Raw genomic sequence first — 16,564 nt, forward strand, 5'->3', positions numbered from 1 at the left:
GCCAAAACCCAATGAGTAGGGAGTATATGGCAGCCCAATCCAAAAAGATCATCGCCTCCACACCCATGCGTGTGACCATTGTGACCTTGGACACGCACTTGGCCAGTGCCGCTGAGCGTGCCCGCGGTTTGTTGCAACAGCAGTTACCGGGCCTTGAGCTCAGCGTGCATGCAGCTTCTGAGTGGAGCGATAACGAGGAGCTGCTCGAGGCTTGCAAAGCCGATATCGCTCAAGCCGACATCATCGTCGGTACCATGCTCTTCCTCGAAGAACAGTACCAAAAAATCCAAGCCGATTTAGAAGCCCGCCGCGACAACTGTGACGCCTTGGTCTGTGCCATGTCCGCTGCCGACATCACCCGACTGACGCGCATGGGCGGCTTTGATATGGCCAAGCCAAGCTCCGGCCCGATGGCCCTGCTCAAGCGCTTGCGTGGCAAAAAAGACCCCAAAACCGGCGGTACCCCCGGCGCGCAACAAATGAAGATGCTGCGCCGCCTGCCGCAGCTTTTGAAGTTCATCCCCGGAACCGCCCAAGACGTGCGTGCTTATTTCTTGGTGCTGCAATACTGGCTGGGCGGCTCTGAGGAAAATATCGCCAATATGATCCGCTTCTTGGTGGATCGCTATGCCGATGGTCCGCGCCGTTCGCTGCGCGGCAAAGTGCCTCATGACCTGCCCGCCGAATACCCCGAGGTCGGTGTCTACCACCCACGCATGAAAAATCGCCTGTCCTCGCAAATCGAAGACCTGCCCGTGCTGGGTTCCAAAAAAACCGGTCGGGTGGGTGTATTGCTGCTGCGCTCCTATGTGCTGGCGGGTAATGCCGGCCACTACGATCCGGTGATCAATAAGCTGGAGGAAGAGGGTCTGGAGGTTGTTCCAGCATTCGCTTCGGGTCTGGATGCGCGCCCGGCCATCGAAGAGTTTTTCTTTAAGGATGGTGTGCCGCAGGTGGATGCGGTGATTTCGCTGACCGGCTTTTCCTTGGTGGGTGGGCCGGCCTATAACGATGCCAAAGCCGCGGAGGAGATCCTCGCCAAGCTGGATGTGCCCTATGTCGCCGCCCATCCCGTGGAGTTTCAAACACTGGATCAATGGGGCAACTCCGAGCGCGGCCTGCTGCCGGTAGAAAGCACCATTATGGTGGCGATTCCCGAGCTCGATGGCTGTGTGGTACCGATGGTGTATGGCGGTCGTCCGGGCCCCGCCGGTTCGATCTGCTCCGGCTGTCATATGCACTGTAAATTCGATGGTGAGAACAGCACCCAAGACATGTTCACCTGTCATGAGCGGGTTAACATGCTGGCCGCGCGTGTGCGCCGCATGGTGGAGATGCGCCGGGCTGAGCGTGCTGAGCGCCGCGTTGCCCTGGTGTTGTTTAATTACCCACCGAATGCCGGGAATACCGGAACCGCCGCTTATTTGGGCGTGTTCGAGTCGCTATTCAATACCCTGAAAAGCCTCAATGCCGCCGGCTACCAAGTCGAAGTGCCCGAAAGCGTCGATGCCCTGCGCGAGAGCATCATCGACGGCAATCGCGAACAATACGGCGCCGATGCCAACGTTCATACTCTGATTTCAGCTGATGATCACGTGCGCCGCGAGCCTTGGCTCAAAGAAATCGAAGGTCAGTGGGGTCCAGCGCCCGGCAAAGCGCTGTCCAACGGCAGCTCGATTTATGTCCAGGGCCGCCAATACGGCAACGCCCTGATTCTTGTGCAGCCCTCGTTTGGTTATGAAGGCGACCCGATGCGCCTGTTGTTCGAGCATGGCTTTGCGCCGACCCACGCGTTCTCAGCCTTTTATCGTTACATCCGCGAGGACTTCAAAGCCCACGCGGTGCTGCATTTTGGGACGCATGGCGCGCTGGAGTTCATGCCCGGCAAACAATCCGGGATGTCAGGCAGTTGCTGGCCGGATCGCCTGATTGGCGATCTGCCCAATCTTTATCTCTACGCCTCGAATAACCCCTCCGAAGGGGCCATCGCCAAACGCCGCGCCGGGGCGACCTTGATCAGCTATCTGACGCCGCCGGTCTCGCATGCCGGTTTGTATAAAGGCCTGTTAGAGCTGAAAAGCTCAGTGGATCGCTGGCGCTCGTTGGAACCCGCGCAAGATCATGAACGTCCCTCGCTGGCCGAGCTGATTCAATCCCAAGCTGCTGAGGTCGAGCTGGCACAAGCCGAACCGCTGTGGGATCTGGAAAGCGGTGAAGCCGAAAACCACATCAAAAAACTCGCCGAAGAGATTCTGGAGCTCGAGTACACCCTGATTCCCTATGGCTTGCATGTGGTGGGCGAGGCTCTATCCGAACCCGAGCGCCAAGAAATGCTCATGGCGATTGCTGAGGCCGGCCACGATACGCGTCTGGATCCCAAAGTGGCCGAAGTGCTGGCGCAAACCGGATCCGCTAGCGCGGCGCTGAAAGTCGCTGAGGGCCAATGCGATGATGCCTTTAAGGAGATGCTCAGCGCGCTGGAAACCGCCAATCGCTACATGTCCGAAGATGCCGAGATCGACGGGATCTTGCGCGCCTTAGATGGGCGTTATATTCATCCGGCGCCGGGCGGCGATGTGATGCGTCAGCCTGAGGTGCTGCCCACTGGGCGCAATCTGCATGGCTTTGATCCGTTCCGCATCCCCAGTGCCTTTGCGGTCAAGGACGGATTGCTGCAAGCCGACCGCCTGCTGGCCAAACATCAAGAGTGTGGTGAGCCCTTGCCCGAATCGGTGGCCATGGTGCTGTGGGGCAGTGACAACCTGAAATCCGAAGGCAGCCAAATCGCCCAAGCCTTGGCATTGGTGGGCGCTGAGCCGCGCTTTGATAACTACGGGCGCCTGGCCGGCGCAAAGTTGATCCCGCTTGAACAGCTGGGTCGGCCGCGTATCGACGTGTTGTTGACGCTGTCGGGGATTTTCCGCGACCTCATGCCGCTGCAAATCAAGCTTTTGGCTGAAGCCACCTATTTGGCGGCGGCTGCCGAGGATGAGCCGCCCGAACAAAACTTCGTGCGCAAACACGCGCTGGAGTACATGGAAACTCATGGCTGTGATCTGGAGACGGCCTCACTGCGCGTCTATGGCAACGCCGATGGCGCTTACGGCGCCAACGTCAATAACCTGGTGGAAAATGGCCGTTGGGATGACGAAGAAGAGCTGGCCAATACCTATACCCAGCGCAAAGGCTTTGCCTATGGCCGCACCGGTCGACCGATGAAGCAGGACAAGCTCTTGAAAAGCATGCTCGCCGATGTACAGCTGACCTATCAGAATCTCGATTCCGTCGAGCTGGGCGTCACCACCATCGATAACTACTTCGACACATTGGGCGGCATCAGCCGCGCCGTGAAACAAGCGCGCGGTGGTCAAGAAACCCCGGTCTACATTGGCGATCAAACCAAGGGCGCGGGAACGGTGCGCACGCTGACCGAACAGGTCTCGCTAGAGACCCGCACGCGCATGCTGAATCCCAAATGGTATGAAGGTCAGCTGAAACACGGCTATGAAGGCGTGCGCCAGATCGAGGTGCATATCACCAATACCATGGGCTGGTCGGCCACCACCGGTCAGGTTCAGCCTTGGGTCTACCAACAGCTCTCCGAGACCTTCCTACTCGATCCCGAGATGCGCGATCGTCTCGCCAAGCTCAATCCCACTGCCTCGGCAAAGATGGCCAATCGCCTGATCGAAGCCTCCGAGCGCAATTACTGGGAGCCGGATGAGGCCACACTCGAGGCCCTACGGCGCGCCGGTGAAGAGTTGGAGGATCGCTTAGAGGGTATCTACGAACCACCGGCTACCGCACAAGTGGGCTGACATTTGCGTTCAATGGGGGCACCATAAGTCCAGTCATATGGGCGGGAGACCCTATTGTGATGTCGCATGAGTTTACGCTGAGCAATGATATTGCTGAGCTGCCGGGGCTGGCGGAGTCCATTGAAACCTTCGGTGAGCAGGGGGGTCTCTCGCCTAAGGTTGTTTATGCGCTTAACCTTGTGCTGGACGAGTGGCTCACTAATCTCATCTCTTATGCCTATGAATCTGATACGCGCCATGAGATCCATGTGCTGTTGCATATGGGTGATGAGGAGGTGGTGCTTGAAGTCAAAGACGATGGCGAGCCCTTTAATCCATTGACTCAGGCGCCGGAGGCGCCGACCACGGGTACGGTCGAGGATCGACCCATTGGTGGTTTGGGCCTGCATTTGTTAAAAAGCCTGATGGATGAGGTCAACTATGAGAGTATTGAAGGCTGGAATACGCTGCGCCTGACCAAAAGCCGCGCTTGATGATGGTGTGCTGCGCTCAAACATGACAAGAGATCGATGGGGAATAACGTCCTATGGAAATCAAACAAGAGATCGTTGAAGGGGTTTTGGTCGTGCGTCCCGATGGGCGTTTAGATGGCACCACCGCACCGCTTTTCTCCGAGCAGCTATTGAGTTTCTTTGCCGATCACGAAGCCGCTGTCATTGATTTCTCTGCCATCGCTTATGTCTCCAGTGCCGGGCTTAGAGCCATCCTCATGGCGGCCAAACAGCGGCGTCAAACCGGTGGCAAAATGGCCCTATGCTCCCTCTCGGATCCAATCAAAGAAGTCTTTGAAATCAGTGGCTTCTTATCAATTATTGATGTAACGCCTGATATGCAGGCGGCGCTGGAAAAACTGCGCACCTAAGGAATTGCCCGCGAATGAAACTGTCACAGCAGCGGATCCTGGGATGTTTACTGGCTCTGCTGCTGAGCTGGGTACCACTGGGCGCCTCGGCGCAAACCTTCAGCCTTCAATTGCAATGGGTCCCTCAGGCTCAGTTTGCGGGCTATTACGTCGCCTATGACAAAGGCTGGTACGCGGATGCGGGCCTTAATGTGCGCATCCTACCGCATGGCCCCGAGTTCTCGCCGACGCGGCTGATGGCCGATGGTTATGTCGATATTGGCGTTTTCAACCTGGGTGAGGCCCTGCAGCTGGTTGATTCGGGGATCGCCATCGTTAATATCCACCAATTCAAACAAACATCCTCCTTAGTTCTCGTGGCCATGGCTGATGCCGGCATTCTCGTGCCGGAAGACTTAGATGGCTTGCGTGTATCGCGTTGGACCAGTTTCGCCGCGCAGCCCGATGCGCTTTTTAGTCTTTATGGAATTCGCCCACAAGTATTTGATCAAGGGGCCTCCATGGCCATTCTCACCTCCGGTGCGGTTGATGTCGCCATGGCTACCCGCTACAACGAGATGGTGCAGCTCTATTTAAATGGGCTAGAGCGAGAGGATTTAATTGTGCTGCCGCTGGCCAATCATGGGGTGAACATGCCCGAGGATGGTATCTACGTGCGCCTGCGCGAGTGGGAGGAACGCGAGGATGCTTTAAGAAAGTTTGTGGAGATTAGCCGGCGCGGTTGGCAGTATGCCTTCGAAAATCCCGACTATGCCGTGGAGACGGTGATATGGCGTGCGCAGGAGGCTGGCCACGAAACCAACGAAGCGCATCAACGACTGATGCTGTCAGTGCTGCGCGATTTTTATCTTGATGAATCGGGCCGCTTGCATGAGGGTCAGCTCAATCCCAATGACTATCGTCTGGCTTGGGAACTGCTGCGCGGGCAGGGAATGGTGCGCGGCGAACAAATCCCCGATTTCAACCACTTCAACCGGCGCTAGTTTGTGTTAGCCCGCCATAGCCTCGCCACCCGTCTTGCCTTGGTCAGCCTGTTGACCATTGCCACGATTTTTTTCATCTCCACCGGCGCGGTCTACACCATGATTCGTGGCATTTTGCTGGAGAATGCAGAGGCCCAATCGCGCGAATTGGTGCGGGCCACCGCCAACCAAATCCTGATTTCTCTCAATGAGGTCGCAGGAGTAGGGCAGCATATGGCCATCCATCTGCAAATTGGCGCCTATCAACCCGATGATCTGTTCCCGATGCTGGATGAAACGGTGCGTGGATCGCGCATCATTAGTGGCGCCAACGTCAGCTATGAACCGTTCGCGGCGTTCCCCGATCGACAGTATTTTGGCCCATTTTCCTACCAAACCCCCGAAGGCATTGCCCGTATGAATTTGGGCGGTCGCGGCTACGACACCTTCACTCGCGACTGGTATCAGATTCCTGCGCTGACTGGCCGGCCCTATTGGACCGAGCCTTTTCCCTCAGCAGTCGACTCGAATCGACTGATTGTCGTCTATTCCGTGCCTTTTTTTGATGCCGAAGGTGCGCTGCAAGGAGTGATTGCGCTGGATGTCGAGCTGCGCAGTCTGGTGAGTATCGTCGATGATGTCGAAATCTTTGACACCGGCTATGCCTTCTTATTAAGTCCCACGGGCCGGCTCATTACCTATCCGCACGAGGAGTGGGTGATGCGCGAGAGCATCTTTAGTCTGGCGCAAACCCTAGAGCTACCGGCGCTGCGTGAGCTGGGTCGGCAAATGCAGCGCACCCGCGAGGCCTTTTTGCCTCTGCCTACGGGGATTTTAGATGAGGGTGCGCGACTGTATTACTTGAGACTGCCAGAGCTCGAATGGAGCCTTGGGGTGGTGATTCCTGAGCGTGAGCTGTTTGCCAGCATCCAGCGCGTGATTAGTGCCATTCTCATTATCGGCTCGGCGGGCTTTTTACTGCTTTTGCTGGCGATTATCCTCATCTCGCGCGGCATCACGCGGCCCCTCAAGGGTTTAGTGTCCAGTGCTGAGGAAATCGCCCGCGGCAATCTCGATCGGGCCCTGCCTACCATCAAAACCCAGGATGAGATCGGTGATTTGTCGCGCTCATTTGATGATATGCGTCGCTCGCTTAAGGACTACATCAATGATCTGACCCAGACCACGGCCGCTAAAGAGCGCATCGAAAGTGAACTGAAAATCGCCCGCAATATTCAGATGAGTTTCCTGCCCAAGCGGTTGGCCTTGGAGGGACGTCAACTGCCGGTGGATCTGCATGCTGAGCTGCTTTCCGCCAAAGCCGTGGGTGGGGATTTATACGATTTCTTCCCCATGGATGACGGTCGCCGACTGTTTTTCGCCATTGGCGATGTCTCAGATAAAGGTGTGCCTGCAGCGCTATTTATGGCCGTGACCAAGACCTTGGTAAAAGGCTTTGCCGAACAATCGCCCAACCCCGGTGAGATGTTGTATCGCGTCAATAATGAGCTTTGTTTGAATAATGACAGCGGCATGTTCGTGACCTACCTGTGCGGGGTGCTGGATCTGACCACGGGCGAGATGGAATTTGCCAATGCCGGCCATAACCCGCCGCTGATTGCCCGCGCCAATGGCCAGCATGAATGGCTGAAGCTGCCGCCAGGCTTAGTGCTGGGCGCCATGGATGATATAGAGTTCCCGGTGAGTAAGGTACAACTGGGTCCCGGCGATGCGCTGATGCTCTACACCGATGGCGTGACCGAGGCGAGCAACCCACAACAAGAACTCTATGGCGAGGATGCGCTGGAAAAACTCTACGCGCGTATCAAAAATCACTCCGCCAAAGCTCAGGTGGATGCCGTATTTAAAGCCGTAGAGGCCCACGCCAATGGCGCCGAACAATCGGACGACATCACTGCCTTGGTCTTACGTTATCGGCCTCAGCCGAAAGGCTAGCCAATTGCTGACTTAGGAAGCGGCAGGTTCCAGGGCTGAGTCGTCTTCCACGGCCGGGGTAAAGCTGCTGCTTAGGCGACGAATCAACCACAAACAGCGCTCGAACAAACTGGTGGCTGCAAACAGCGACTCGCGCGCCGCAATCGGAAGGTTCTGGGTATTCAACAAGCGTTGCCGGATGGATTCCATGAGCTCCGAACGGTCTGCGGTTAAACCCTGCAGTAAGGCCACATCCATGGCGTCAGCATCGCGCGCCACATCACTGAGCGTCAATAACAGCATATGCAGCGTCTCGACTAGGTTCTGTACCAAAGACTGCGCCGCATCCTCTTTCCCCAGAGCCGCGCCCGCGCGGTCCAGCTCATCTATGACCTGATCCAGTGTCTCCATCAGTCCAGCCAAGCTTTGTTGCCGACCCTTTAAAATAATTGCCTGTTCCAAGCTTTGCGCGGCCAGTTGCCCGCCCAATAAGGCGGCCAAAAAATCATCGGTAATCCCTGCGATCTGCGCATTGGCGTTATGTAACTCACGACGCGTGGGCATGGCGAAAGAGGTGCCATGGGGCCGCTCTTGAGACCTGGAGGCTGGCGCCAAAGCCGGTCCTGAGTCATCACTGCGCAGCTCATCGAAGAGCTGCGGTAGACGTTCAATCAGGCCGGCTTGTTCAGCGTTAACCAAGGCCAGGGCGCTGGCCGAATCTTTTTCGGCACCGGCATAAATAAACCGCGGCTGGCCCATGACCTGCTCCTGCGTGGGCGGCGCGATATATTCCAAGAAGTGCTCCACGCGATGATGCAAAGGATGAATCACCACATCACAAGCCAGCTGATAAATAATGTAAGTCAGGGCAATCTGTAGCGTGATTCCCAAGGGCAGTAGCTGCAAACCACTCAAAAGCAGCGGCACGCCCAGATAAACCTCGATAAAGAATAGTGGCAGCAGCAAAGCCAGCCCCGCGAGCTTTAATAACAGCTGATACAAAGCCAACTGCCGACCCAAGCCCGGCTGATTAAAGGCCAGCAATAAGGTGCCCAGCCCCGTGCCCACACCGGTGCCAAAGACAAACATCACTGCGGTGGGCAAATCCATCACGCCACTGAAGGCCAGGGCCATAGCGATAATGGTCACTGTTGCCCCGGAATGGAGTACCAAGGTCAGCACCGCACCCACCACAAAAGCAATCAAAAAGTGCTGCGCCGATAAGGAGAAAATCTCCATCACCAACGGCAACTCGGCTAGAGGTTTGGCGCCTTCCTTAAAAAAACTCAGACCCAAAAACAACAGGCCGATGCCCAATAGGGCGCGAATTAAATAATGCCGCCGCCCACTGTTCTCGCTGTCGAAGTAATACAAAAGCCCGGTCAGGCCGACGAGAAACAATGCCGCAACGCGAATGTCTAAGGCGGCGATCAAGACCAACAGGGAGGTGCCGATATTGGCAAAATTGATGATGGGGATGGCGCGTTTGGCATCCAAAGCCCCAGCCGTCACCAGCGAGATCATAATGAGGATCAGCGCGTGAATACTCTGCGCCACGGCGCCGGCGGCCAGACCCAACCCGGCGGTGGCGCGATGACTTTCCGTGGCTTGAGAGAGCAGGCGCCGCAGGCGTAAATCGGCTAGCTGTCTGAGGTTTTCATTGATTTGGCGGATACCCACCAACAGCAGCCCCAGCCCCGCCACAATCAAGGCAGCAACCTCTAAGAGCTGCAACCAATTGCCGCTCATTGCTAGCTCAGGCGTTGTCGGTAGTCTTCATAGCCAAAAGACTTTACCACGCGTACGGCTCGCGTGTGGGCATCGACACGGCAAATCGATGGCAAGCGAATGCCATTGAAGGTCGTGGTTTTGACCATGGTATAATGCGCCATATCGGTAAACACCAAGCGCTGCCCAATCTCAAGCGGCTGATCAAAGCTATAAGCGCCGATCTCATCACCAGCCAAACAGGTTTGCCCGCCCAAGCGATAGGTATGGGCTTTCTCACCCGGCTCACCCGCACCCAAGATCACCGGGCGGTAGGGCATCTCCAATACATCCGGCATGTGCGCGGTGGCCGAGGTATCCAAAATCGCATTCATGCCTTGGTTTTCGGTGATGTCGAGCACGGTTGCGATCAAATAGCCGGTGTTCAGCGCAATTGCCTCACCGGGCTCGAGATACACCGTTAGATGCGGATAGCGCTGTTTAAAAGCGCGCACCAAGCGCACCAAGCGCTCGCGGTCGTAGTCCTCACGGGTGATGTGATGACCACCGCCAAAATTCACCCACTGCATCCGCGCTAAATAGGCGCCAAAGCGCTGCTCAAAAGCCGCCAAGGTGCGCTCTAGCGCATCACTGTTTTGTTCACACAGGGTATGAAAATGCAGCCCCTCTAAGCCCTGCACATCCACTCCCTGAAGATCCGCCAGGCGCGTCCCCAAACGCGAGCCCGGCCGGCAAGGATCATAAATGGGGGTCGTACCCTCTGAGTGTTCGGGGTTTACCCTCAGGCCCATCGATACGGCGCGTGGTGCGGCAGCGACTTGTCCGCGAAACCGTTGCCACTGGCCCGGGGAGTTAAAGCTGATGTGGTCGGCATATTTTAAGACCTCGGTCATCTCTGTCTCAGTGAAGGCCGGCGAGAAACAATGCACTTCGCCACCAAAATGCTCCGCGCCCAAGCGCGCCTCGTCCTGACCACTGGCGGTGGTGCCGACTAAATATTGGCTGACCAAAGGGAAGCAGTCCCAAAGCGCAAAGCCCTTCAGTGCCAACAAAATGCGCGCGCCACTTTGCTCTTGTACCTTCGCCAAAATCTCCAGATTGCGTGTCAGCAGCGCATCATCCACCACAAACGCTGGAGACGGGCAGGCCGCCACATCAAAGTTCGGATTGATCATCGCAGCGCGATCAAGCCAGAGGATCTTGATTGGGGTCGAGTTCCACCATCTGCCAGGGCAGGCCCATCTCGCCGATGCGCTCCATGAACGGGTCTGGGTCCAGCTGTTCGACATTAAAGACGCCGGCGCCACTCCAAATGCCTTGCAGCATCAGCATGGCGCCCGTGACCGCCGGCACGCCGGTGGTATAGGAGATGGCCTGCGACTGCACTTCGCGAAAGCAGGCCTCATGGTCACAGATGTTGTAGATGTAGACTTTGCGGCGCTTGCCGTCTTTCACGCCATCCAAAATTACGCCGATATTGGTTTTTCCCTTGGTGCGCGGCCCCAAGGAGGCGGGGTCCGGCAAGATCGCCTTTAAAAACTGCAGTGGGATGATCTGTTTGCCCTCGAACTCAATGGGCTCGATCGCCGTCATACCGACATTTTCCAAGACCTTGAGGTGGGTGATGTACTTCTCGGAGAAGGTCATCCAAAAACGAATGCGCTCTAGTCCCTTAATGTTTTGGCTGAGCGACTCCAGTTCCTCGTGGTACAGCAAATACAGGTCTTTAGGCCCGATGCCATCAAAATCAAACACGCGTTTTTCGGCCAGTGGCGGCGTCTCTATCCACTCGCCTTTTTCCCAATAACGCCCATTGGCGGTGATCTCGCGGATATTGATCTCGGGGTTGAAATTGGTGGCGAAGGGATAGCCATGATCGCCGCCATTGGCATCGAGAATGTCGACGAAATGAATCTCATCAAACAGATTCTTCTGGCCCCAAGCGCAGTAGATATTGGTCATGCCCGGATCAAACCCACAGCCCAGGGTCGCCATCAAGTTGGCCTTGGCATAGCGATCTTGGAACGCCCATTGTTCTTTGTATTCAAACTTGGCCTCGTCCGGATGTTCATAATTGGCCGTATCCAGATAAGGCGTGCCGGTACGCAAACAGGCCTCCATGATGGTCAAATCTTGATAGGGCAGGGCCACATGAATTAGCACGTCTGGTTGAAAGGATTCGATCAGCGCCACCAGGGCCTCGACATCGTCGGCATCCACCTGAGCGGTCTGAATCGCTCGCGGTAATTGCTGGGCAATGGCTTGGCACTTGGCTTCGTTGCGACTGGCCAAACAGATCTCGGCAAAAACCTCCGGATGCTGGGCGCACTTATGGGCCACCACGCCGCCGACGCCGCCGGCGCCAATGATCAGTACTTTACTCATGAAAACAGATTCCTAGGCAGAAGGTTTGGGAATAGGGCATAACTCATTTCTGAGTATTTTCCAAAAATAATCGATGTCGGTTTGATGACAGAGTTCGGTGCCCGCGGTCAGGACCGTGGCCGTGCCGGCGGCTACCGCCAAGGCAAAGGCATCCTGGGTGCTCATGCCGCGCGACAAGCCAAACACTATGCCCGCCACGAAGCTATCACCCGCGCCAACCGTACTGCGCGCTGTCACATCGGGGATGGCGAGATGATAAAACCCGTCCTGACAGGCCAGGACCGCGCCATCATGACCTAGGCTGATCGCCAAAATCTCGGCCTGACCCTTTTGTACCCGCTCCATCGCCGCTTCCTGCAGGTCCTTGGGATCATCGAGGGTCTCGCCGATCAGCGCGGCGAATTCACCACGGCTGGGCTTGGCCAGATACACGCCGGCCTCAAGAGCCGCCGCCAAGGCCGCGCCTGAGGTGTCTAATACCAGCCGCCCGCCACGGCGCTTTATTGAGGTTGTCAGCCGCGCATACACATCATCGGGACAACCGCGCGGCAAGCTGCCACTGGCCACCAAATAATCAAAGTCTAAAAGATCGATAAACTGCAGCGCCCTTTGCCATTCGGCGCGCTTCACCGATGGGCCTTCGGGCGTAAAGCGAAACTCCTGGCCCGAGCTTTCTTCGTAAACCACGTTACTGACGCGTGTTGAGCCAGCGGTTTGCACCCGATGCCCCATGACGCCATGGCGCTCGATCAATTCCTCAAGCACATCGCCGTTGCGCCCGCCGGCCAGATACACGGCGAAGCTTCCTGCATCCAGCTCGTTCAACACCCGCGCGACATTAATGCCACCACCACCGGGCTCATAGCGTTCCTCGCGCGTGCGCACCTTATTGATGGGGCGAACCTTGTCGGTCACGCAGGAGGCATCAACGGCGGGGTTTAGGGTGAGCGTGACAATCCGCTTATACATGGCCCTATTGTGAATCAATCCCCCACCAGAGGAAAGCTCACACTCATCGCCCAGGCCAGCGCCAGCGACACTGTCAGTGCGCCCACCAACGGATGTCGCGTCGCCCGATACATCCAACGTGACAACAACCCATATATCAATAAGAATCCGCCCATGGCCGGCAAAATAATGATCAAGAAAAATAGCTCATAAAGCCGCAGTGCCACCGCCAGCATCAGCGACGCCAAAAACAGTAGCTTGGTCACCGCATAAGCCCCACGCGCCGCCTGTTGACCCCGCGTCAACCACTCATCCGCTACAAAAAATAGGGTCGTACCCCCAAAGATGACTGCGACCAGCCAGGCCCGATCCCCCACTGGCCAGTAATTGCCCAGATAGGCTTGAATCGGCAGGCCAAAAGCCAGCATCACAAAACCCACCGAGAACAGTAAAGCCAGGAGCAAGCGCACATAGCTGACTGGCTTTGCCTCAAACGGCATGCGAAACACTGCACCAGTGCGGCTTTGTAGATAAAAAAGCCCGAGCAGGGTCAACAGCCCGTACAGCGCAAAATGCATCGCTAAGTAATCGCTCAAAAGCAGAGGCAGCAAACCCAGCGGCACCGGCAGCAACAAAATCGGTGTGGCGATGGCCGGCACCAACACCACCGGCCAGATCTCGCGCCACGGCAAGCTTGCCCCCAAGGGCCGATTGGTCACCGCCGGCAAGAACCCCGATAGGGCCGCAGCCAGCACAATAATGCTGCCAAACAGCAGCCCCAACCAAAGCCCGCGGGAAGCCAAAGCGGGATCATCCGCGACCGATACGCCCGCCGAGCGCGACACCCACTCCAGAGTCGCCAATAGCGTCTGGCTGCGGTATATGACGCTGATATGCTCAGCGCCATCGATCAGCTGAATCTCGCGCGCATCGCCTTGCACGATGTCGCCAACACTCAAACCCGGCAGGACTTGAGATGAATCCACATCCGGAAAAGCGGGCGCTGTTGCTTGCCACAGCACCGGCGGCTCATAAGCGCCAAATAGGAACAAGAGATTGCCGAGCTCCGCCATCTCGGTGTCCTCAGCGATATAAGGCGAGATCAGCACATGGGCATGCACCCGGCCGGGGTTTGCCGCGGCATACTGCAACAGAATATCGCCGGCCATTGAATGGCCCAAAAGGGCTAAGCTGCTGCTGCCGCGAGGATGGTTATCGATAAATGTCATTGCATCAGCCACATTCGACAACAGGCGTAAGCGCCGTCCCTGCGGATCCAGTAGCGTGGGGATAAACGGCTGGGTATTAGCGCCATGCCCCGCAAAATCCAAGGTCACCGCCAAAAAGCCTTGATTGGCCAAAGTGATGGCCAATGGCTGCATCATCTGTCGTGACCCGGCAAATCCATGTGCCAAGATCGCCACCGGCAGGGGCTCTGTGCCCGGTGGTTCGTAAGCCGTGATCGGCGTGGCCCCGGCAAAGCCCTGAGTCACCTTGAGATCAGCCGACTGCGTATTAAGCTGCAGCACTGCATAAAAAACGCCTGCGATCGCCACTAGGGCAATCAGCAGGCGTGTCAGTGTCGAGGGCCGGGCGCGCATCATTCCCCCACCTTAAGCCCTGACTGTGATGGTTTGAAGACCTTAGGGCTTATCCGCGGGTTTTTTCTCGGCAGGAGCCGTTGGTTTCGAGTCGCTCGCTTTGGTGGTGCTGGTTGTTCCGGCACTTGGCGCTGCCGCTGGAGCGGGGTTAATGGTTTCTTTGGGCGCGCTGGGCGGGGGAGAAGAAGGCGTGACAACCTCAACCGAGCCTTCACCGCGCAACAGCGGCCATAAAGTATTGGTGGTGAAATCAATGACCGGGCGGGCCATATCTTCCATTTTCTCCTGACTCTCACGGGTCATAAACCGCAGAGCAATGACGCCCGCCAAAATCAGCAGCATGACGCCACCAATCACCGTCAGTATGGGTGTGAAAAAGATAATGACGACCAAGGCCGCCACAACAATGGCAATAACTGGGATATTGAATTGCATGTGATCCCCCTCGAAAGTTTGGATAGACCTAACGCCTGAACTTTTTGGCTGAAAAAAGTGTTACGACCCCATTCTGCTATAAAGTCAAGCCAAAAAGTACCCTTAAGATCAATAAGGTTTTATTTTGTTCTAGTGGGTTGTGGCCGAACTGGTGGCTGTCATGGGCTCCTGCCGCTCATCCACCCAGGGTAAATCCATAGGCAGATTCCATTCCGCTGCAATCGTTTGCTGCAAAATCAACTGCAGCAGCTGATGCACGTTCTCGAGTTGCAGCGGCATAGCCAAAATCGGTATATGCTGGCAGGGTTGAGTCATGGCCTCGGGCAGTAATAAGCCCTGAAATGCCATGATGAGATTGTCTTCACGCTGTTCCAAAGTCAGTCCAGTAGCCAAGTACATGGTCACAGGCGTGTCAGGCGGGGGCAGAGGGTTGGGCGGTTGAGCTTGAGCATCGTCGTCCTCATTGGCGGCTTGCTGTTGCGCTTGATCCGCTTGTTGTTTGGCGTTGAGCGCATTTTGGTGCGAGATGCGCATCGCTTCCTGCCAGTAATCTTGTGGGGTTTGCTGTAAGCCCATGAGCTTGGGCAGCTGATCCGTAATCTGCTTCAGCATGATCAGCACCATGCGCCGCGTCAGCAAAACCCGCACTGGCCCATGCTCGCCGCGCTCGGCTGTGAGCACGAGACGATCCTCCAGCGGACCAAAGCTTAAGTTAATGGTATTGCTGATCGGGTAGGTCTGATTCATGAACTCAAAGCGCGGCCAAAAGAAAGCCCCGAGATTAGCACACCGCCAATCTCGGGGCAGATACCAAAGCCTCGGTAGCAAACGCGCTATGGTTCCGGCGAGAGTAGCGTGTCGCGATAAAATTGCACTAAGTCGGCCAATGCGGCATCCCGTGCGGGTTCGTGATAGCCCAGGTGTACCCCACGGGTTCCACATTCCTGAAATACCGTGATGATGTACTCACCCCAGGAGGGGAAGTCGGCGTCCGAGAGGCGCTCGATAAAGCTGAAACCGCCGTCCTCGCGCACTGTAGCCACCGGACATTCACGAAACACGGCATGCTCGCGATAGGCCAATTCAAAGTCATAATTAAAGGAATGATGTGCTCCTTCGTATTCAATGAAGCGCACCGGGTAACCGAGCTCCTGCATAGACGCCGTGTAGTCATGACAAAAATGCGCTGGGGTATAGTCATCCAGCTCCGCCAACATCAGCAGCATCGGCGCTCCGGTCAACTCGACCCGCTCCCAGCGGCGCTGACAGTCAGGATAGATAGGGGCATGGGCGGCAAAACGCTGCTCGCCGAGCAAAGCCTGGGCCAGCTGCGCATGTGCCAGCTCAATGGATACAAAGCCGCCAAAACTGTAACCGCTGATGCCGATACGCGTGGCATCGATGCGTGGATCGGCGGCCAAAGCCAAGAAAGCTTGAGCCCCATCGATGACTCTTGATGCAGGACTCAGCTCGGTCTGCTGCTGCACTGAAGAGACAATGCCGCGAGACGTGTAACCATCAGGAATAAAAACCGCAATACCGTGTTCATTCAGCCCAGCTACCACGTCTAGGTCCCAGCGTTCCCGGCTGCTACGAAATGGATGGCCACTGCCGTGCTGCAAAATCACTGCCGGCACTTTACCCACCGCACCTTCAGGCATGAACAGCAGACCCCGAATTTCATCAGGGTTCTCGCGGTGGTTGCCGTGGAAAATATCCCGATAGCTATCCGCGGTATAAGACGGAAACTCAATCCATTCACCACCGGCAGCGAGCCAAGCCTCCTCTCCCTGTGCCACTGAAACCGTCAGCAGACACAGGGCGAGAAGGTAGGCTATTCCGGTGCGATGGATGGTACGTTTATCAAAAAAGTCCATCCCTTAAACCCCG

13 protein-coding genes are annotated in these 16,564 nt (G+C 56.5%); 5 read left to right on the forward strand and 8 right to left on the reverse strand.

Annotated features, from left to right (window positions below; all coding sequences use genetic code 11):
- Positions 1 to 26: 26 nt before the first annotated feature.
- Genes CKX93_RS09075 through CKX93_RS09095 form a run of 5 tightly spaced genes read left to right on the forward strand, consistent with a single transcriptional unit; the run spans position 27 to position 7,598 of the window.
- Positions 27 to 3,818, forward strand: a complete 3,792-nt coding sequence (locus CKX93_RS09075) for a magnesium chelatase subunit H (RefSeq protein WP_076754026.1) — start codon at positions 27 to 29, stop codon at positions 3,816 to 3,818.
- Positions 3,819 to 3,877: 59 nt separating this feature from the next.
- Positions 3,878 to 4,291, forward strand: a complete 414-nt coding sequence (locus tag CKX93_RS09080) for an ATP-binding protein (RefSeq protein WP_076754028.1) — start codon at positions 3,878 to 3,880, stop codon at positions 4,289 to 4,291.
- Positions 4,292 to 4,344: 53 nt separating this feature from the next.
- A complete protein-coding gene (locus tag CKX93_RS09085) occupies positions 4,345 to 4,680 on the forward strand; it encodes an STAS domain-containing protein (protein WP_076754030.1) in 336 nt (111 codons plus the stop codon).
- Between the two features lie 14 nt (positions 4,681 to 4,694).
- Positions 4,695 to 5,663: an ABC transporter substrate-binding protein gene (locus CKX93_RS09090; RefSeq protein WP_076754031.1), complete on the forward strand. Its 969-nt coding sequence runs from the start codon at positions 4,695 to 4,697 to the stop codon at positions 5,661 to 5,663.
- A 3-nt stretch (positions 5,664 to 5,666) separates the two neighbouring features.
- Positions 5,667 to 7,598, forward strand: coding sequence for a SpoIIE family protein phosphatase (locus tag CKX93_RS09095; protein ID WP_076754033.1), 1,932 nt, complete (start codon positions 5,667 to 5,669; stop codon positions 7,596 to 7,598).
- A 12-nt stretch (positions 7,599 to 7,610) separates the two neighbouring features.
- Here the strand turns inward: CKX93_RS09095 and CKX93_RS09100 are convergent, their stop codons facing one another.
- From CKX93_RS09100 to CKX93_RS09135, 8 genes are all read right to left on the reverse strand, one after another.
- Positions 7,611 to 9,326, reverse strand: a complete 1,716-nt coding sequence (locus CKX93_RS09100) for a Na/Pi symporter (protein ID WP_076754034.1) — start codon at positions 9,324 to 9,326, stop codon at positions 7,611 to 7,613.
- 2 nt (positions 9,327 to 9,328) lie between these two features.
- The gene (gene nspC, locus CKX93_RS09105; protein ID WP_076754037.1) at positions 9,329 to 10,480 is read right to left on the reverse strand and encodes a carboxynorspermidine decarboxylase; all 1,152 of its coding nucleotides are present in this window, start codon (positions 10,478 to 10,480) and stop codon (positions 9,329 to 9,331) included.
- 10 nt (positions 10,481 to 10,490) lie between these two features.
- Positions 10,491 to 11,690, reverse strand: coding sequence for a saccharopine dehydrogenase family protein (locus CKX93_RS09110; protein WP_076754039.1), 1,200 nt, complete (start codon positions 11,688 to 11,690; stop codon positions 10,491 to 10,493).
- 12 nt (positions 11,691 to 11,702) lie between these two features.
- Positions 11,703 to 12,659: a 1-phosphofructokinase family hexose kinase gene (locus tag CKX93_RS09115; protein WP_076754042.1), complete on the reverse strand. Its 957-nt coding sequence runs from the start codon at positions 12,657 to 12,659 to the stop codon at positions 11,703 to 11,705.
- 14 nt (positions 12,660 to 12,673) lie between these two features.
- Entirely contained in the window at positions 12,674 to 14,242 is a 1,569-nt protein-coding gene (locus CKX93_RS09120) for an alpha/beta hydrolase (protein WP_076754044.1), read from the reverse strand.
- 39 nt (positions 14,243 to 14,281) lie between these two features.
- On the reverse strand, positions 14,282 to 14,674 hold the full coding sequence (locus tag CKX93_RS09125; RefSeq protein WP_076754046.1) for a hypothetical protein: 393 nt from the start codon (positions 14,672 to 14,674) through the stop codon (positions 14,282 to 14,284).
- A 129-nt stretch (positions 14,675 to 14,803) separates the two neighbouring features.
- Positions 14,804 to 15,421, reverse strand: a complete 618-nt coding sequence (locus CKX93_RS09130; protein ID WP_076754048.1) for a hypothetical protein — start codon at positions 15,419 to 15,421, stop codon at positions 14,804 to 14,806.
- Positions 15,422 to 15,507: 86 nt separating this feature from the next.
- The gene (locus CKX93_RS09135; RefSeq protein WP_076754050.1) at positions 15,508 to 16,551 is read right to left on the reverse strand and encodes a dienelactone hydrolase family protein; all 1,044 of its coding nucleotides are present in this window, start codon (positions 16,549 to 16,551) and stop codon (positions 15,508 to 15,510) included.
- Positions 16,552 to 16,564: the final 13 nt, after the last annotated feature.

The organism is Ectothiorhodosinus mongolicus, from assembly GCF_022406875.1.
GTDB lineage: Bacteria > Pseudomonadota > Gammaproteobacteria > Ectothiorhodospirales > Ectothiorhodospiraceae > Ectothiorhodospira > Ectothiorhodospira mongolica.